Below are 18,424 nucleotides of genomic sequence, written 5' to 3' on the forward strand. Positions count from 1 at the left end.
CGCCACCGGCCGGGGCTCAGAAGAGCACGACATCGAACTGCTCCTGCGCGTACTGGGAGTCCGCCTGCAGGCGGATGCTGCGGCCGAGGAACTCCTCCAGCTCCGCCACCGCGGCCGACTCCTCCTCGGTGATCCGCGCGACCACCTTGGGCGAGGCGATCACCAGCAGCCGCTCGGCCTCGAACTGGCGCACCTGGCGCACGATCTCGCGGAAGATCTCGTAGGTGACCGTCTCGGGCGTCTTGAGCATGCCGCGGCCGCCGCATTCGTGGCAGGGCTCGCACAGCTGCCGTTCCAGGCTCTCGGTGGTGCGCTTGCGGGTCATCTCGACCAGCCCCAGCGGCGAGAACTCGTAGACGGTGGTCTTGGCGTGGTCGCGCGCCAGCGCCTTCTCCAGCTGACGCAGCACCTGCCGCCGGTGCTCGGGCTCGACCATGTCGATGAAGTCGATGATCACGATCCCGCCCAGGTTGCGCAGGCGCAGCTGGCGGGCCACCGACTGGGCGGCCTCCAGGTTGGTGCGGAAGACCGTCTCCTCCAGGTTGCGCTGCCCGAGGAAGGAGCCGGTGTTGATGTCCACGGTGGTCATCGCCTCGGTCTGGTCGATGACCAGGTAGCCGCCGGACTTGAGCGGCACCTGCTTCTCGAGCGCGCGGCCGATCTCGTCCTCGACCCCGTACAGGTCGAAGATCGGGCGTGCGCCGGTGTAGTGCTCGATCCGCTCGGCCAGGCCGCGGCTCTCCGGGTCGGCGCCGGGCGGCAGGTACTGCGCGGCGAAGCGCTGCAGGCGCTCGAAGGTCTCGCGCGAGTCGACCTTGACCTTCTCCACGTCGCGGCGCATGAGGTCGCGCACCGCCCGTAGCGGCAGCGTCAGGTCCTCGTACACGCATTCCCCGACCTGGGAGCTGGCGGACCTCTCCTCGATCAGCGTCCACGCCCGGCCGAGGTAGGTGATGTCCTCGCCCAGCGCCTCCGCGGACTGGCCCTCGGCGTTGGTGCGCACGATGTACCCGTGCTGCGGCCCGGCACCGGACAGCTCGCCGACGATGGACTTCAGGCGGGTGCGTTCGGCCTCGTCCTCGATCCGCGCGGAGACCCCGATCACCCGCGAGCGCGGCAGCAGGACCAGGTAGCGCGACGGGATGCTCAGCTGGGTGGTCAGCCGGGCGCCCTTGGTGCCGATCGGGTCCTTGACCACCTGCACGATGATCTCCTGGCCGTCGCGCAGCAGCTCGGTGATCGGGCGCGGGGGCAGCGGCGGCACCGGCGCCTCGCCCGTCTCGCCGTTGACCGGGGCCGGCCGCACGATGTCGGCGGCGTGCAGGAAGGCCGCGCGCTCCAGGCCGATGTCGACGAAGGCCGCCTGCATGCCGGGCATCACCCGCTGCACCTTGCCCTTGTAGATGTTGCCCACCACCCCGCGGCGCCAGCCACGTTCGATGTGGAGCTCCTGCAGCATGCCGTTCTCGACCACCGCCACCCGGGTCTCGCGCGGGGTCACGTTGATCAGGATCTCCTCGGTCATGCGGTCCCCCGGGCGCTGGCGAAGGGAATGGGCAGCCCGGCTTCGGCCAGCAGCATCGCGGTCTGGTGCAGCGGCAGGCCCATCACGCCGGAGTAGCTTCCCTCCAGCCGGGTCACGAACGCCTCGGCGACGCCCTGGATCGCGTAGCCCCCGGCCTTGCCGCGGGGCTCGCCGCTGGCCACGTAGGCCTCCACCGTGTCCGGCAACAGTGGCGCGAAGCTCACGCGCGACACGGACACCGCCTGCCTGGCGACGCCGTCGCGGCCGAGCAGGCTCACCGCCGACACCACCTCGTGGGTGCGTCCGGACAGGCGCAGCAGCATCTCGCGGGCGGCCGCGTCGTCCGCCGGCTTGCCGAACACCTCGCCGTCCAGGACCACCTCGGTATCGGAGCCGAGCACCAGCACCCCGGGACCGGCGTCCTGCAGCAGCGCCAGGCCGGCGGCGGCCTTGTCGGAGGCAACGCGGCATACGTAGGCATGCGCCGGCTCGCCGGCGGCGCGTTGTTCCGGAATGTCCACGTCCAGCGGAGTGAAGGCGACGCCCAGGCGCGCCAGCAACTCGCGGCGACGCGGCGATTTCGAGGCGAGGTGGAGCATGGGAGTCCTGTGAGGCCGCGGCGCCGGCAAGGATACCCGCAGCCCCGCATGCGGCGCGGGAACGCGCGCACGTTCCACCGGGCCGGCTCACGGCCCATTCACCGCGCCGCCCGGACCCTCCGCCGGTCCAACCGGAGATGCCTGCATGCCCCCCGTTGCCCCCGTCCGCCTGCGCCCCCTGCTCCTGTCCCTGGCCATCGCGGCCACCGCCGCCACGACGACGGCCGCGTTCGCCCAGAGCCCACCCGCACTGGCCGCAAGCACCGACGGCACCCTGCTCACCATTTCCGCAAGCGCGGAGGCGAGGCGGGTGCCGGACGTGGCCACGCTCTCCGCCGGGGTGGTGACGCAGGCCGCCGACGCCCAGGCCGCCATGCGGGGCAACGCCGAGCAGATGGAGGGCGTGATGGCGGCACTGCGCCGGGCCGGCATCGCCGAGCGCGACATCCGGACCGCCGGCGTGAACCTGCATCCGCAGTACCGGCATTCCCCGGAAGACACCCCGGCGATCACCGGCTACCAGGCCAGCAACACGGTCGAGGTCACCGTCCGTGACATCGAGCGGATGGGACCCACCATGGATGCGCTGGTGGCCAGTGGCGCGAACCACGTCAACGGGCCCGCGTTCTCCATCGGCGAGCCGGGGGAGGCCCGCGACGAGGCACGGCGCGCGGCGCTCGAGGACGCCCGCTCGCGCGCGGAGATGTACGCCGGGGCGCTCGGCCTGCGGGTACGCCGGATCGTCAGCATCAGCGAGGCCGGACCCGGCGGACCGGTCATGCCCTGCGCGATGGCGCGAATGGAGTCGGCCATGGGCGGCGCGGACACCCCGATATCACCGGGCGAGAACGTGGTCTCGGCCAACCTCGAAGTCGTGTTCGAACTGGGTAGGTGACATGACCGCCATCGACGACAGGAAGACCAGTCCCCCCGCGCCGGATCCTCGTCCCGGGGAAAACCCCGGCTACGCGGACAACAATCCCCGCGACCTGGAGGATGCCGACATCTCGCGCCCGGAGCCGCGCGACGAGCGTCCCGAAACCGGAGGTCCGCGCCGCGGCGGCGAGGACAGCCCGGGCGCCGCCGATGACTGAGCCGGCGGCGGTCCTTCAGGCGCGGTGGTAGGGATGGTTCGCGAGCAGCGCCGCGGCGCGGTACAGCTGCTCGGCCACCAGCAGCCGCACCAGCATGTGGGGGAGCGTCAGCGGGCCGAGTGACCAGGACTCGTCGGCGCGGGCGCGTACGTCGGGAGCGTGTCCCTCCGGGCCGCCGACCAGCAAGGCCAGGTCGCGGCCCTGCGTCCGCCAGTGCTCCAGCCGCTGGGCCAACTCCTCCGAAGACCAGGCGCGGCCACCCCCGTCCAGCATCACCACCGTGGCGGACCTGGGCAGGGCCGCCAGCACGCGCCCTCCCTCGTCCGCCATCGCCCGCGCGACGTCGCGGTTCTTCCCGCGGAGTCCGGGCGGCACTTCGACCAGCTCCAGCGGCAGCCAGTGCGCGAGGCGCTTGCGGTACTCCGCGAAGCCCGTGCTGACCCAGGCCGGCGGGCGTTCGCCGACCGCGACCAGGCGTGCCTTCACCGCCGCTCAGCCGCGCGGGGCGGCGTCGTCCCCGTCGAAGTCCATTTCGTCACCGCCGGCGGCGGCGCCTTCATCGGCTCCGTCGCCGGCGTCGTCCTGTGCGCCCGTGCCGGCCGGCGCGTTGTCGCCGACGGTCCACAGGCGCTCCAGGCCGTAGAACTCACGGACCCGCGGCAGCATCACGTGGACCAGCACGTCGCCCAGGTCGACCAGCACCCACTCCGCCTCGCGCTCGCCTTCCACGCCCAGCGGGGCCACGCCGAGGCGCTTGGAGAAGCGGATCACCTCGTCGGCGATCGACTTCACGTGCCGGGTCGAGGTGCCGGAGGCGATCACCATGAAGTCGGTGACGCTGCTCTTGCCGCGCACGTCGATCTCGACCACGTCGCGCGCCTTCAGTTCCTCGACCGCTTCGCGGACCGTGCCCAGCAGGGCGTCCAGTGCCGGCGGCGGCTCGGGGAGGCGGGTCTTGATGACTTGGGCTTGGCTGGTCAAGGGCGTTTCCGTTTCCTTCGGGGGCGCGGATTGTACCGGAGTCAGCCTGAGCGCCCGCCTGCATACAGCCCGTGACGGGCGATGTGGGCAGCCACCGGCGCCGGCACCAGCGACTGCCAGTCCCCTCCCCCCGCGATCCGCTGCCGGACCTCGGTCGCCGAGCCCGGATGCAGGGGCTGGTCGAGGCGGAACACGCGCCCGGCCGGTGCGCGGCGCAGCGCGCCCGCCTCTTCGGTCCAGCGTCCCTCCAGCACACCGGCAAGCGCCGGCGGCAGCTCGCCATCGAGCGGGAGTCCCGGGCGCGAGGCGACGACCAGATGGGCCAGTCCCGGCACCGCCCGCCAGTCCTTCCAACTGGACAGCCCGAGCAGGCTGTCGGCGCCCACCAGCAGCGCCACCGGATGCTCCGGGCCGAGTTCGGCGCGGATCCCCCGCAGGGTGTCCGCGGTCCACGACGGGGTCGCGCGCTCCAGCTCGCGCCGGTCGACCTGCAGGCCGGGTTCACCGGCGACGGCCAGCTCCAGCATCCGCGCCCGGTGCTCCGCCGTTGCCCTCGGCGCCGGCCGGTGCGGCGGGTCGCCGGCCGGCATCAGCCGGACCGCCGCGCCAAGGCGGTCGCGCGCATGGCGGGCGATCGCCAGGTGGCCGCAATGGAACGGGTCAAAGGTGCCGCCGTAGAACAGCGCCAGCGGAGCACCCTGGTCAGGCATTGGCACGCGCGAGAAGGCGCCCGGCGCTGCGCTCGGCCACCGCAAGCAGCAACCGCTCCAGCGCTACCCACGGATCGCCCGCCATCCGACCCTTGGCCATGCGGTCGACCTCCCCCAGCCGGGAAACGAAGGCATCCCAGTGGCCGGCGGCATGCCGCTCCAGCGCGCGGCGGTAGGCCGCCTCGCGCGCCCGCCAGATGCCGCGGGCCTTGAACTCGGCCGCCAGGTTCGCCCGTCCGGCGCGGGCGAGGGCCGCGCAGGCCTGCAGCTCGCGGGCCAGGATCGGGACCAGGGCGGGAATCGCTTCGCCCTCGGCGCGCAGGCCGCCAAGGATCCTCGACACCAGCGGCGCCTCGCCGTTGAGCGCGGCTTCGGCGAGGCGGAAGACGTCGAAACGCGCCGCGTCCGCGACCAGTTCCTGCATGCGGTCCGCGTCGAGCTCGCCTTCGCCGGCCAGCAGCGCGAGCTTGTCGATCTCCTGCGCGGCGGCGAGCAGGTTGCCGGAAATGCGGTCCACGAGTTGCTGCACGGCTTCGCCGCTGGCCTTGAGCCCGCGTGCGCGCAGGCGTGCCGACACCCAGCCGCCCAGCTCATGCGGCTTTACTTCCCACGCGACCGCCTTCACCCCGGCCCCGGCAAGCGCATCGCTCCACTTGCCCTCGTGGCGCTTGCTCCATTCATTGCAGGTCACCAGCAGCACCACGTCCGGCGGCGGCGCGGCGGCGTACCCGACCAGTACCGCGGTTCCGCGCTTGCCGGGCTTGCCCGACGGCAGCTTCAGTTCCAGCAGCCGCCGGCTAGAAAACAGCCCGGGCGCGGCGAAGCTCGCCTCCAGCCGGTCCCAGTCCTCCTCGCCGGAGCGGCCGTCGAACTCGAACACCTCGCGCTCGCCGATGCCCTGTGCGCGCGCGGCGGCGCGCACTGCGTCGGCGGCCTCGAGCACCCTCAGGGTCTCCGACCCGGCAATGAGGTAGGCCGCCTGCAAGGGACCGTCGGCGACCCTTGCGGCGAGCTGCTCGGGCGTGGTTTCCATCTCAGCCGGCCGGATCGGGCGTGGGCTCCGCTGCAGGCTCGTCCCCGGCGTCGGCGTCGGCAGGCGGCGCATCGCCGGCCTCGCCGGCGGACGCGTCCGCGGCTTCCGGCGGCGGAAGCGCGGCAGCCGCTTCCATCGCGGCCTGCGCGGCGTCGGTGGGAGCCCCGTCGAACGGGTCCGGGCCGATCATCCGCCCGTCCCGACCCGCCGCACCCAGGCGGCGCAGCACGGCGGCGGCCATTTCCCTCCGCAGCTCGCGCACCAGGATGTCGCGCTCGCCCTCGGTGCCGAACGCATCGCTCGGGACGGAGATGTAGTCGCGCGAGAGTTCCACCGACTGCTGTGGCACCAGGACGGTGCCGTCGCCGTTGCGCAGTTCGAACACGACCGCGTAGCGCAGGCTGAACTCCTGGGCACGGCCGCGCGAGTCGACGCTGATCGGCGTATCGCCCCAGCGCTCGGCGAGGATGTCGAGCACCGCCGGGGCCGGGTCGTCCGGGGCCGCCGGCTCCGCGCCGGCACGCACCAGCGATTGCGCCAGCGAGTCGGCCAGCGGGCTGTAGCGGTCGCGGGACTTGACCATCACCGGGTCCAGGTCCGGGGGCAGCACCAGCGCGTCGCGCAGCTGGAAGCCGCAGGCGGCCAGCGCCACCACCAGGACGGACAGGAAGGCGAGTCGCAGCGGGGATCGGGTCATGCGTGCAGTCTCGATGCGGTATGCCGGGGCCGGCAAGGGTGGCATGGCTCAGCCGGCGACGATGTTGACGATCTTGCCCGGGACCACGATCACCTTGCGCACGGTGAGCCCGTCCAGGAACTTCGACACGTTCGGCTCGGCCAGGGCGGCCGCCTCGGCTTCCTCGCGGGCGGCGCCGGCGGGCACCTCGATCGTGCCACGCAGCTTGCCGTTGACCTGGACCGCCAGCGTCACCGCGTCCTTCTCCAGCGCGGCCGGATCCGGACGCGGGAACGACAGGTCCTCCAGCAGGGTCTCCGGGTGGCCGAGCACCTGCCACAGGGCATGGCTGGTGTGGGGGGTGACCGGGTTGAGCATCAGCACCATGGCTTCCAGGGCCTCGCGCTTGACCGCCCTGCCCTGGTCGCTTTCGTCATTGAAGCGCGAGACGTGGTTCAGCAGCTCCATCAGCGCCGCGATCGCGGTGTTGAAGGCGTGGCGGCGGTCGTAGTCGTCGCCGACCTTGGTGATCGCCTGGTGCAGCTGGCGGCGCAGGGTCTTCTGCGCCGGGTCCAGCGCGGCGGTGTCCAGCGCCGGCACGGGTCCACCGGCGGCATGGGCGTGGACCTCGCGCCAGAACCGGCGCAGGAACCGGGCCATGCCCTCGACGCCGGACTCGTTCCACTCCAGCGAGAGCTCCGGCGGCGCGGCGAACATCGAGAACAGGCGCACGGTGTCGGCGCCGTAGCGCTCCACCATCACCCGCGGGTCGACGCCGTTGTTCTTCGACTTGGACATCTTCTCGACGTGGCCGACGTGGACCGGCCGGCCGTCCGCGCGCAGCACCGCGCCGCTGATGCGGCCGCGCTCGTCACGCTTCACTTCCACATCGGCCGGGCTGATCCACTCCTTCGAACCGTTCGGCCCTTCGCGGTAGAAGGTCTCGGCCACGACCATGCCCTGGGTGAACAGGTTGCGCGCCGGCTCGTCGCTGGCCACCAGCCCCTCGTCGCGCAGGAGCTTGTGGTAGAAGCGGAAGTACAGCAGGTGCAGGATCGCGTGCTCGATCCCGCCGATGTACTGGTCGACCGGCAGCCATTGGTTGGCGCGCGCGTCCACCTGTTCCGCCGCGCCGGGCGAGGTGTAGCGCGCGTAGTACCAGCTGGACTCCATGAAGGTGTCGAAGGTGTCGGTCTCGCGTTCGGCCGCGCCGCCGCATTGCGGGCAGCTGGTCCTGCGCCACTCCGGGTCGGACTTGATCGGCGAGGCGACGCCGCTGAACTCCACGTCCTCGGGCAGCACCACCGGCAGCTGGTCCTCGGGCACCGGCACCGCGCCGCAGGCGTCGCAGTAGATCACCGGGATCGGGCAGCCCCAGTAGCGCTGGCGGCTGACGCCCCAGTCGCGCAGGCGGAAGTTGACCTTGCGGGTGGCGCGGCCCTCCGCTTCCAGGCGCGAGGCGATCGCCTCGAAGGCCTGGTCGAAATCGAGCCCGTCGAACTCGCCGGAGTTGAACAGCGTGCCGCGCTCGGTGTACGCGCCCTGCTCCTGGATCGAGGCGATGAAGTCCTCCACCACCTGCACCGCGGCGCGGGTGTCGTAGGCATCCAGCGCCGGCGACTTGGCCAATGCGGCCGTCATCGGGTTGGCGTTGCCCGCCACGTCGCGGCGCATCTCCTCCAGCGCATCGCGCACCGCCGGTGAGGCGACGACGGGCTTCATCGGCAGGCCGTGCGCGTGGGCGAATTCCCAGTCGCGCGCGTCGTGCGCGGGCACCGCCATGACCGCCCCGGTCCCGTAGGCCATGAGCACGAAGTTGGCGACGAACACCGGCAACTCCTCGCCGGTGATCGGGTGCAGCGCATGGTGGCCGGTGAACATGCCGCGCTTCTCCTGGGTCTCCAGCTCGGCCTCGCTCACGCCGCCCCTGCGCAGCTCCTCGACGAAGGCCGCGACGTCCTTGTCCGCCCGCGCGGCCGCGGCCGCCAGCGGGTGCTCGGCCGCGACCGAGAGGAAGGTCACCCCCATCAGGGTGTCCGGACGCGTGGTGTAGGCGGTGACCGGATCGGCGGCGTTGCCGTCGGCGTCGCGCACGTCGAAGCGGATCTCCAGGCCTTCCGACCGGCCGATCCAGTTGCGCTGCATGGTCTTGACCGCGTCGGGCCAGCCGTCGAGCCGGTCCAGCCCGTCCAGCAGTTCCTGGGCGTAGTCGGTGATCTTCAGGAACCACTGCGGGATCTCGCGCTTTTCCACCAGCGCGCCGGTGCGCCAGCCGCGCCCGTCGATCACCTGCTCGTTGGCCAGCACGGTCTGGTCCACGGGGTCCCAGTTGACGACCGAGTTCTTGCGGTAGGCCAGGCCCTTCTTCATCAGCCGCACGAACATGCGCTGCTCGTGGACGTAGTAGTCCGGGTCGCAGGTGGCGAACTCGCGCGACCAGTCGATGGCGTAGCCCATCTGCCGCAGTTGCTCGCGCATGTGGGCGATGTTGGCGCGGGTCCACTTCGCCGGCGCGGTGTGGTTCTTGATCGCCGCGTTCTCGGCCGGCAGGCCGAACGCGTCCCAGCCCATCGGCTGCAGCACGTTGTGGCCGGTCATGCGCTTGTAGCGGCTGATCACGTCGCCGATGGTGTAGTTGCGCACGTGGCCCATGTGCAGCGCACCGGACGGATACGGCAACATCGACAGGCAGTAGTACTTGGGCTTGGCCGAAGCCTCGTCCACCTCGAAGGCGCGGGTGCCGTCCCAGAAGCGCTGCGCGGCGGCCTCCAGCGCGTGCGGCTCGTAGCCGTGCGGATCGTTCGGGCTGGCGGTGGGGACTTGGCTGGACACGGCATGCACACGGCGACAGGGGACCGGAAAGCCTACCCCAGCCGGAGGCAGCCCCGCCACGCATGCACGCTCCCGCCTACACTGCCCCGCGACCAGACAGGAGGCCACCCCTGATGCCCCAGCTTCGACCCCTGCGGTATCCCGCCCTCGCCGTGGCCACGGCGCTGCTGCTGGCGGTCGGCGTCGCCACGGTCTGGGGCCTGGCCGAACTGCGCGGCGGGGTCGACCGGCTGGAGCACTCGCACCAGGTGCTGGGGGCACTGGACGGGGCACTGGGGAGCCTGCGCAGCGCCGAGTCGAGTGCACGCGGCTACCGCCGCTCGGGCATGCCGTCGATGTACGCCGAGTTCCGCGAGCACGTGCCGCAGGTCCAGGCGCACGCGGAGCGCCTGGCCGCGCTCACCGCCGACAACCCGCCGCAACAGCAGCGGGTGCTGCAATGGCAGGACCTGGTGGAGGCACGCGTGGCCGAACTGACCGCGCTGGCCTCGGGCGAACCCGGCATCGCTGGCGGCGCCGACCAGGCCCTTCTGGAGGACGTGCGCAGCGGGGGCACCGCCCGGGTGGTCGAGCAGGCCTCGCGCATCCGCGAAGTCGAGCAGGCATTGCTGCTGCAGCGCAGGTCCCTGATCGACCAGGGCAGCGTACGCCTGACCGCCTTCGTGGTGCTCGGCATAGTCGTGCCGCTGATCGTGCTGGGCCTGCTGCTGCAAAGCCTGCTCCGGGAAAACCGGCGTTCCAGGCGGCTGGAGCGGGAGGCGAGGCAAGCGGCACAGGCGATGGAATCGACCCTGGCCGAACGCGACCGGCTCACCGAGCAACAGCGGCTGCTGGGCGAGTATGCCGGGCTCCTGCAGAGCTGCCACAGCCTGGACGAGGCCTTCGTGCTGGCAACGGGCGTACTCAGGCGACTGCTGCCCGGCGCGGGCGGCCGCTTCTACACCGTCCGCGCGTCGCAGAGCCTGGCGGAGAGCGCGGCGTCCTTTGGCACCCCGCTGGCCGAGAGTGCCGAGGTGCTCGCGCCGGCGGACTGCTGGGCCCTCAGGAGGGGCCAGCCGCACCGGTCCGATTCCCGCCACGCGCACGTCGCCTGCCCGCACCTGGAGGCGGAGGGCGGCAGCGAAGGGTTGTGGTCGGTCTGCGTACCGCTGGGGGCGCAGGGCACGCTGGTCGGCATGCTCCACGTCAACGCCGCCGAGGACGCGGGCAGCGACAACGCCACGGCCCTCGTGGAGGCCGTCGGCGAGCAGCTCGGCCTGGCGATCGTCAACCTGCAACTGCGCGAGACACTGCGCCAGCAGTCCCTGCGCGACCCCCTGACCGGGCTGTTCAACCGCCGCTACCTGGAGGAGAGCCTGGACCGCGAACTGGCGCGCTGCCAGCGGAAGGGGTTGCCGGTGTCGGTGCTGATGCTGGACATCGACCACTTCAAGCGCTTCAACGACGAACACGGCCATCCCGCGGGCGACGCGATGCTGCAGAAGGTCGGTTCCATCCTGGCGTCGCTCACCCGCGGCGGCGACATCGCCTGCCGCTACGGCGGCGAAGAATTCACCGTGGTGCTGCCCGAAGCCGGCAATGCCCAGGCGGCCAGCCGGGCGGAGCAGATACGGGCGGAGATCGGCGCCGCCGTGGTGACCCATGCGGGGAAGCAGCTCGGACCCGCCACCGCGTCCATCGGCGTGTCCACCTTCCCCGCGCACGGCGACACGCCCCGTGCGCTGCTCGACCATGCCGATGCGGCGCTCTACCGCGCCAAGGCACAGGGGAGGAACCGGGTGGTCGCCGACTGAGGCGGTTGCATTCGCCGGGCACGCCTCCATGTGGAGACCAAACCGAATGCGGAAAGGCCGATGACCCCGGAACACACCCCGTCGCCACACATCATCGACATCACCACCGACGCCTTCGAGGCGGAGGTCCTGCAGCGCTCGCTGCAGGTGCCGGTGCTGGTCGACTTCTGGGCCGGATGGTGCGGGCCCTGCAAGCAACTGGCCCCGGTGCTGGAGAAGCTGGCAGCCGAGTACGGCGGCGGCTTCGTGCTGGCGAAGGTGGACGTGGACGCCGAGCCGCAGATCGCCGCGGCCTTCCAGGTCCGCTCGATCCCCACCGTGTTCCTGCTCAAGGGCGGCGAGGTGCTGGACGGCTTCCCAGGCGTGGTGCCGGAGGGCGCGATCCGCGAGATGCTCCAGCGCAACGGCATCGAGCCGCTCGAAGTGGCGCCGGCCGAAGCGGGCGAAGCCGCGCCGCCCGCCCCGGCGGACCCGCATGCGGAAGTCGCTCGCCTGCGCGCCGCGATTGGGCAGGCCCCCGAGGACGACGGCCTGAAGCTCGACCTCGCCGTGGCGCTGCTGCAGACCGGCGAAGCCGGGGAAGCGGCACGGCTGCTCGACGCGTTGCCCGCCAACCTGGCCACCGACGACCGCGCCCGCAATGCCCGCGCCCGCCTGGACTTCGCCACCGCGCTGAAGGACGCCCCTCCCGCCGAGGTCCTGGAGCAGGCGGTCGCCAACGATGGAGGCGACCTGCGCGCCCGCCACCTGCTGGGCGTGCGCCACCTGCTCTCGGGCAACTCCGAGGCAGCACTGGAGCAGTTCATTGAGATGCTGCGCCAGGACCGGGACTTCGACGGCGGCCTGCCGCGCAAGGCATTGATCGACGCCTTCCGCGTCATCGACGACACGGCGCTGGTCGGGCGCTACCGCCGGAGGATGTCGGCGCTGCTGTTCTGAGCACCGCTTGACAGTACGCGGCCGTATGGCAGGCTGGCGGCCCGCCTGCCCTGCCACGTGGCCGCATGAAAGCCAGCCTGTTCCGCCACGGGATCAACCTGTGGCCGCCATACCTCGCCGCCGGCATCCACGTCACCCACCTCTCGGACGACTACCGGCGGGCGCGCGTCGAGCTGCGGATGCGGCCGTGGAACCGCAACTACGTCGGGACCCACTTCGGCGGCAGCCTGTTCTCGATGACGGATCCGTTCTGGATGCTGCTGGTGCTGCAGAACATCGGTCCCGACCACCTGGTCTGGGACCAGGCGGGCAGCATCGAGTTCGTGAAGCCCGGGCGCGGGACCGTGCATGCCGACTTCCACCTGCAGGCGGCCGTCCTCGACGGGCTGAAGGCGGCCGCCGCGGACGGCTCGAAGGTGCTGCGCTGGTTCGACACCGAGGTGCTCGACGCCTCCGGCGAGCTGGTCGCCCGGGTCCGCAAGCAACTGTACGTACGACTCAAGCGCGACCGCCGGCCGTGACGTTCACCTGGCCATAACGCGACCTTGTCACAGACTTCACCAATGCCCGACCCCGGCAAGGAGGGCGGCGGGTATGCTTGGTCGTCGCGAGTAAGGGGGCCGCGATGTCGATGGTGCACACAGAGCCGGCAAACGCGCCGATGCCGGAGATCCGCGGCTACCGGCTGCGGCATGCCCTGAACCATGGGGCGATGTCGACCGTGTACCTGGCCGACCAGGTCGCGCCGCCGCGCGAGGTCGCGATCAAGGTCGTGGCGCCGTACGCACTGAGCGACGAGGTCAGCCGCCGGCGCTTCGAGAACGAGGTGCGCACCATCGCCCGGCTCGAGCACCCGCACGTGGTGCGCATCCACGAGCTGGGCCGTACCGCCGAGGGCCTGCCCTACTACACCATGCCGTACCTGCCGCGCGGCCACCTGGGCCAGCGCAGCTTCCGCCGCCCCGACGGCAGCGTCGACGAGCCGAGGGTGATCGAGGTCCTGCGGGTGCTGCTCTCGGCCCTGCAGTACGCCCACTCCCGCGGCGTCGTGCACCGCGACGTCAAGGCCGAGAACGTGCTGTTCGACGAGGCCGGGCGCCCGCTCCTGGCGGACTTCGGCGTCGCCCTGCGGCGCGGCTACGGCCCCCGCGTGACCGCTGCCGGGCTCGCCGTCGGCAGCACCGCGTACATGGCACCCGAGCAGGCCCGCGGCGAGGACGTGGACGGGCGCGCCGACCTCTACAGCCTGGGCGTGCTGGCATGGGAGATGCTCACCGGCGAGCTGCCCTATCGTGCCGCCGACGCGCTGTCGATGGCGGTGATGCACGCCCAGGATCCGATCCCGAAGCTGCCTCCCGAACTGCGCCACTGGCAGCGCTTCATGAACAGGGCGTTGGCCAAGGTACCCGTCGACCGCTTCGAGGACGCGGCCGAGATGGCGGCCAAGGTCGCCCGCGTGGAGCGCCGCCGGCGCTGGCAGCGGGCGACCGCCGGCCTGCAACGGGCCGGCGCCACGCTCGGGGGCGTGCCGCGCCTGGCCTGGGGCGGCGCCCTGGTGACGGCCATGGTCGTCGGCGGCGTGCTGCTGGCGAACGGCCGCGACGGCAGCGGCCTGCTGGTGGCCGGCAGCCCGGCACCGCAGGCGGGGCAAGTGGACCTGACCGAGGCCATGTCGCGCCCGCTGCAGGAGTCACCGCTGCAGGTCGCGCTCGAGGACGCCCGGCGCCACATGCGCGAGCACCGCCTGACCACGCCCGAGGGCGCCAACGCCTACGACGCCGTGCTGCGCGCATGGCAGGCCGAGCCGGGCAGCCCGCAGGTGGTCGAGACCGCCTCCGGACTCGTCGGCATGCTGGCGCCGGAACTGCTCGCGGCAATCGGTCGCGGCGACCGGGAGCGCGCCGTGGACTACGCCAACCGCATCGACCACCTCCACGGCCTCGCCGGCATCGCGGGGGAGGAAGCAGAGACCCTGTGGCAGCAGGTCGCCGACCGGCTGTCGTCCCGGATCGACCGCGCGGCCGCGACCGCGGATGCGGGCGCCGCGGGCAGCGTCGCGGAGCTGGCGCGCGCCCTGCCGCTGCCCCCGGCGCTCGCCGACGGTCTGGTCGAACGCGCACGGGCCGTGCCCCGCCGCGGCCAGGCACTGCCCGGTGATCCGGCGGGCGCGGTGCTGGCCGAGTCGGGCATCGCCATCAGCCGCCGCCCGGTGAGCCGCGCCGAGTACGCCCGGTTCGTGGCCGAGACCGGACGGGAACCCAGCCGCTGCCGCGTGCGTGGCTCGCTGCTGCGGGTGCTCTCGCCGCGCGACTGGCGCGACCCGGGCTTCGACCAGGACGAGGAGGCGGCGGTGGTCTGCGTTTCACTCGCCGACGCGCAGGCCTACAGCGAGTGGTACAGCGAGCAGACCGGACACCGCTACCGCCTGCCCACCGCCACCGATGCGCGGACGCTGGCGCCGGAGATCATCGGCCGGCCACTCTCGCTGTGGCTGCTGGATTGTGGCGCGGACTGCCACGAACGGCTGGTCTCGGGACCGTCCTGGCGCAGCGACGAGGGGGAGCGGCGGCTCGACACCGGGCGCGGCTACGACGACGTGGGCTTCCGCCTGGTGCGGGAACTGTGAGCCGGCACCGGTCCGGGTGACCTTTGGCCCATGCCGCGGGCGGGCACCGCGTTGGAGGCTGGCCGGATCACGCTTTTCCGCCTCCAGGAGTCCTCCGCCCATGTCCAACCGCGCCTCCCGTACCCTGCTCGCACTCGCCCTGGGCGCCGCCCTCGCCGGCTGCGGTGCCTCCGGCAGCGAGCCGGCCGCCGCCGGTGCCGCGAACGCCGCCACGGCCACTGCCAAGGCCGAGCGCCTGGAGAACCTGTACGCGACCTACTGGGAGGAGATGCTCGAGCTCAACCCGCTGGCCGCCACCTTCCAGGGCGATCCCCGCTACAACGACCGGCTCCCCAACTTCCTCTCGCAGGACTACCGGGACCGCTCCAGGGAGTTCACCGAGCGCTGGCTCCGGCAGGTCGAGTCGGTCGGTGCCGAAGGCCTGGAGGGGCAGGACCTGCTGAGCTACGAGATCTTCACCAGCGACCTGCGCAACGAGCTGGAGGGCGAGAAGTTCCCGGGCTGGATGCAGCCGGTGAACCAGTTCTACAACATCGCCTCCACCGTCGTGCAGCTCGGCTCGGGCACCGGCGCGCAGCCGTTCAAGACCGTCGAGGACTACGACAACTGGCACGCCCGCGCCTCGCAGGTGCCGGTGCTGTTCGACCAGGCCATCGAGAACATGAGGCAGGGCGTCGAGGCCGGCGTCGTGCAGCCGCGCGCGCTGATGGAGAAGGTGCTACCGCAGCTCGACGCCCTCATCAATGACGACGCCGCGGACACCCCGTTCTGGCGGCCGGTGGCGGAGATGCCGGAGGGCTTCGACGCCGCCGAGCGCGAACGCATCACCGGCGAATACCGCGAGCTGATCGAGCAGCAGCTCATGCCGGCCTACCGCGAGCTGCGCGCGTACATCGCGGAGGAGTACCTGCCGCACGCCCGCGACACCGCGGGCCTGGACGCGCTGCCGAACGGCGAGGAGTGGTACGCCTACCGCGCCCGCATGTCGACCACCACCGACCTGTCTCCGTCGGAGATCCACCAGATCGGCCTGGACGAGGTCGAGCGCATCCACGGCGAGATGCACAAGGTCATGGACCAGGTCGGTTTCGAGGGCTCGCTGCAGGACTTCTTCCAGTTCATGCAGAACGACCCGCAGTTCACCTTCGAGTCCGAGGAGGCGCTGCTGGAGTACTACCGCTCGCTCGAGGACAAGGTCAACGAGCGGGTCGACGAGCTGTTCTCGCTGACGCCGAAGGCCCCGTTCGAGATCCGCCCGGTGGAACCGTTCCGCGCCCAGTCCGCGGCCGGCGGATCCTACATGCGCCCCAGCGAGGACGGCACACGTCCCGGCATCTTCTACGTCAACACCTATGACCTGCCGACCCGCAAGACCTGGGATGCCGAGGACCTGTTCCTGCACGAGGCGATCCCGGGCCATCACTTCCAGATCGCCCTGCAGCAGGAGCTGACCGGGCTGCCGGCGTTCCGCCGCTTCGGTGGCCAGACCGCCTTCATCGAGGGCTGGGGCCTGTACGCCGAGTCGCTGGGACGCGACCTGGGCCTGTACACCGACCCCTACAGCTACTTCGGCTACCTGCAGAACGAGCTTTGGCGCGCGATCCGGCTGGTCGTGGACACCGGGCTGCACAGCAAGGGCTGGACCCGAGAGCAGGTGATCACCTTCATGCTCGAGAACTCCGCGGAGTCCGAGACCCAGGCCACCGCCGAGGCCGAGCGCTACATGGCGATCCCGGGCCAGGCGCTCGCCTACAAGATCGGCGAGCTGAAGATCCAGGAGCTGCGCGACCGTGCCGAGTCGGCGCTGGGCGACCGCTTCGACGTGCGCGCGTTCCACGCCGAGGTGCTGAAGGACGGCTCGGTGCCGCTGGACGTGCTGGAGGCGAAGATCGACCGCTGGATCGCGGCGCAGGGGGCCTGACCGCCGGCGCGGCGCGGATGCTTGCCCGGGCCACCGGCTGGTACATGGCCCGGGCAGGCAACCGCACCCTCCTGCAAGAAGAAGGGGCGCAACGCCCCGTTCCCCTCCGGCAACGGTCCGTTCCGGGGCGGAAGATACAATCGGGCAGTCCCCCACGGAGCCTGCCCCCCATGCATGAGCGCATCCGCCACGCCGGCCTAGCCGAGCGCCTGATGTCGGCCGAACAGGCCGCGGAACTGATCCAGCCGGGCATGACCGTCGCCATGAGCGGCTTCACCGGCGCCGGCTACCCCAAGGCCGTCCCGCAGGCACTGGCCGGCCGCATGGAGAAGGCCGCGGCCGCCGGCAGCCCGTTCCGCATCAAGGTCCTCACCGGCGCCTCGACCGCGCCCGAGCTGGACGGCGCGCTGGCGAAGGTCGAAGGCATGGAACTCCGCCTGCCCTACCAGTCCGACCCCAACGTGCGCGAGCGGATCAACGCCGGCACCCTGAACTACATCGACATCCACCTCAGCCACGTCGCCCAGCACACCTGGTTCGGCTTCTTCGGCGACATCAACGTGGCAGTGGTCGAGGCCACGGGCATCCTCGAGGACGGGCGCCTGGTGCCCTCCTCCTCGGTCGGCAACAACAAGACCTGGCTGGACCTGGCCGACAAGGTGATCGTGGAGGTCAACCGCTGGCAGCCCGAGGCGCTGGACGGAATGCACGACATCTACTACGGCACCGCCCTGCCCCCGGACCGCAAGCCGATCCAGATGACCGCCCCGGACGAGCGCATCGGCGAGCCGTACCTGCGCGTCGACCCGGCCAAGGTGATCGCGGTCGTGGAGACCGACGCCCCCGACCGCAACTCGCCCTTCAGCCCGCCCGACGAGGCGTCGCGGCAGATCGCCGCGCACCTGATGGACTTCTTCGCCCATGAGATCAAGCGTGGGCGCCTCACCGACCGCCTACTGCCACTGCAGTCGGGCGTGGGCAACATCGCCAACGCGGTCCTGCTGGGCCTGGCCGACGCCGGCTACCAGGGCCTGGCCGCCTACACCGAAGTGATCCAGGACGGAATGCTGGAACTGCTGAAGAACGGCACCCTGCGGATGGCCTCGGCGACCTCGTTCTCGCTCAGCCCGGCCGGCATCGAGGAGTTCAACGCCAACGTCGACTTCTACAGCAAGCGCATCCTGCTGCGGCCGCAGGAGATCTCCAACCACCCGGAGATCATCCGCCGCCTGGGCTGCATCGCCATGAACGGCATGATCGAGGCCGACATCTACGGCAACGTCAACTCCACCCACATCGCCGGCAGCCGGATCATGAACGGCATCGGCGGCTCCGGTGACTTCGCCCGCAACGGCTACCTGTCGGTGTTCATGTCACCGAGCATCGCCAAGGGCGGGAAGATCTCCGGCATCGTGCCGATGGCCAGCCACGTCGACCACACCGAGCACGACACCATGGTGATCGTCACCGAGCAGGGCCTGGCCGACCTGCGCGGGCTGGCGCCGAAGCAGCGTGCGAAGCTGATCATCGAGCGCTGCGCGCACCCCGATTTCAGGCCCCTGCTGCAGGACTACTTCGACCGCGCCAGCCGCGAGAGCTACGGCAAGCACACGCCGCACCTGCTGGGCGATGCGCTGTCCTGGCACGACCGCTTCATCCGGACCGGCACGATGCGACCGGAATGACGCCGTCCCC

Annotated in this window: 15 protein-coding genes and 1 pseudogene; 8 read left to right on the forward strand and 8 right to left on the reverse strand. The window is 71.6% G+C overall.

Going from position 1 to position 18,424, the window contains the following annotated elements; all coding sequences use genetic code 11:
* Positions 1-16: 16 nt before the first annotated feature.
* Both rng and G545_RS0103090 read right to left on the reverse strand, forming a co-directional pair.
* Positions 17-1,525, reverse strand: coding sequence for a ribonuclease G (rng, locus tag G545_RS0103085; RefSeq protein ID WP_027069106.1), 1,509 nt, complete (start codon positions 1,523-1,525; stop codon positions 17-19).
* Positions 1,522-2,124, reverse strand: coding sequence for a Maf family protein (locus G545_RS0103090; RefSeq protein ID WP_027069107.1), 603 nt, complete (start codon positions 2,122-2,124; stop codon positions 1,522-1,524). The genes rng and G545_RS0103090 overlap by 4 nt, the downstream gene beginning before the upstream one ends.
* Before the next feature lie 145 nt (positions 2,125-2,269).
* Between G545_RS0103090 and G545_RS0103095 the strand changes: the two genes are divergently transcribed.
* Together G545_RS0103095 and G545_RS0103100 are read left to right on the forward strand one after the other, a co-directional pair.
* The gene (locus G545_RS0103095; RefSeq protein ID WP_027069108.1) at positions 2,270-3,019 is read left to right on the forward strand and encodes an SIMPL domain-containing protein; all 750 of its coding nucleotides are present in this window, start codon (positions 2,270-2,272) and stop codon (positions 3,017-3,019) included.
* Position 3,020: 1 nt separating this feature from the next.
* Positions 3,021-3,218, forward strand: a complete 198-nt coding sequence (locus G545_RS0103100; RefSeq protein WP_027069109.1) for a hypothetical protein — start codon at positions 3,021-3,023, stop codon at positions 3,216-3,218.
* A gap of 15 nt (positions 3,219-3,233) precedes the next feature.
* Here the strand turns inward: G545_RS0103100 and rlmH are convergent, their stop codons facing one another.
* The 6 genes and pseudogenes from rlmH to leuS all read right to left on the reverse strand — a co-directional run bounded on the left by rlmH (position 3,234) and on the right by leuS (position 9,450).
* A complete protein-coding gene (gene rlmH / locus G545_RS0103105) occupies positions 3,234-3,704 on the reverse strand; it encodes a 23S rRNA (pseudouridine(1915)-N(3))-methyltransferase RlmH (protein WP_027069110.1) in 471 nt (156 codons plus the stop codon).
* A gap of 6 nt (positions 3,705-3,710) precedes the next feature.
* Complete coding sequence (rsfS, locus tag G545_RS13350; protein ID WP_081677690.1) at positions 3,711-4,199, reverse strand: ribosome silencing factor; 489 nt, start codon at positions 4,197-4,199, stop codon at positions 3,711-3,713.
* Between the two features lie 41 nt (positions 4,200-4,240).
* Positions 4,241-4,939, reverse strand: a pseudogene (gene nadD, locus G545_RS0103115) (nicotinate-nucleotide adenylyltransferase); the annotation flags it as partial.
* Entirely contained in the window at positions 4,902-5,942 is a 1,041-nt protein-coding gene (holA, locus tag G545_RS0103120) for a DNA polymerase III subunit delta (RefSeq protein WP_027069112.1), read from the reverse strand. The pseudogene nadD and the gene holA, both read right to left, overlap by 38 nt.
* A gap of 1 nt (position 5,943) precedes the next feature.
* Complete coding sequence (locus G545_RS13355; RefSeq protein ID WP_081677691.1) at positions 5,944-6,639, reverse strand: LPS-assembly lipoprotein LptE; 696 nt, start codon at positions 6,637-6,639, stop codon at positions 5,944-5,946.
* 48 nt (positions 6,640-6,687) lie between these two features.
* On the reverse strand, positions 6,688-9,450 hold the full coding sequence (leuS, locus tag G545_RS0103130) for a leucine--tRNA ligase (protein ID WP_052106810.1): 2,763 nt from the start codon (positions 9,448-9,450) through the stop codon (positions 6,688-6,690).
* A 113-nt stretch (positions 9,451-9,563) separates the two neighbouring features.
* Between leuS and G545_RS0103135 the strand changes: the two genes are divergently transcribed.
* The 6 genes from G545_RS0103135 to G545_RS0103160 all read left to right on the forward strand — a co-directional run bounded on the left by G545_RS0103135 (position 9,564) and on the right by G545_RS0103160 (position 18,414).
* Positions 9,564-11,243, forward strand: coding sequence for a sensor domain-containing diguanylate cyclase (locus G545_RS0103135; protein ID WP_052106809.1), 1,680 nt, complete (start codon positions 9,564-9,566; stop codon positions 11,241-11,243).
* A 60-nt stretch (positions 11,244-11,303) separates the two neighbouring features.
* A complete protein-coding gene (gene trxA / locus G545_RS0103140) occupies positions 11,304-12,182 on the forward strand; it encodes a thioredoxin (protein WP_027069115.1) in 879 nt (292 codons plus the stop codon).
* Between the two features lie 65 nt (positions 12,183-12,247).
* Positions 12,248-12,703 (forward strand): DUF4442 domain-containing protein, encoded by a 456-nt coding sequence (locus G545_RS0103145; protein ID WP_027069116.1) that lies wholly within the window; start codon positions 12,248-12,250, stop codon positions 12,701-12,703.
* 104 nt (positions 12,704-12,807) lie between these two features.
* Entirely contained in the window at positions 12,808-14,808 is a 2,001-nt protein-coding gene (locus G545_RS0103150; protein ID WP_027069117.1) for a bifunctional serine/threonine-protein kinase/formylglycine-generating enzyme family protein, read from the forward strand.
* A 100-nt stretch (positions 14,809-14,908) separates the two neighbouring features.
* Positions 14,909-16,729, forward strand: coding sequence for a DUF885 domain-containing protein (locus G545_RS0103155; RefSeq protein ID WP_027069118.1), 1,821 nt, complete (start codon positions 14,909-14,911; stop codon positions 16,727-16,729).
* A gap of 170 nt (positions 16,730-16,899) precedes the next feature.
* Complete coding sequence (locus tag G545_RS0103160; RefSeq protein WP_027069119.1) at positions 16,900-18,414, forward strand: acetyl-CoA hydrolase/transferase family protein; 1,515 nt, start codon at positions 16,900-16,902, stop codon at positions 18,412-18,414.
* Positions 18,415-18,424: the final 10 nt, after the last annotated feature.

This window comes from Lysobacter defluvii IMMIB APB-9 = DSM 18482 (assembly GCF_000423325.1).
GTDB classification, from domain to species: Bacteria; Pseudomonadota; Gammaproteobacteria; order Xanthomonadales; family Xanthomonadaceae; genus Novilysobacter; species Novilysobacter defluvii.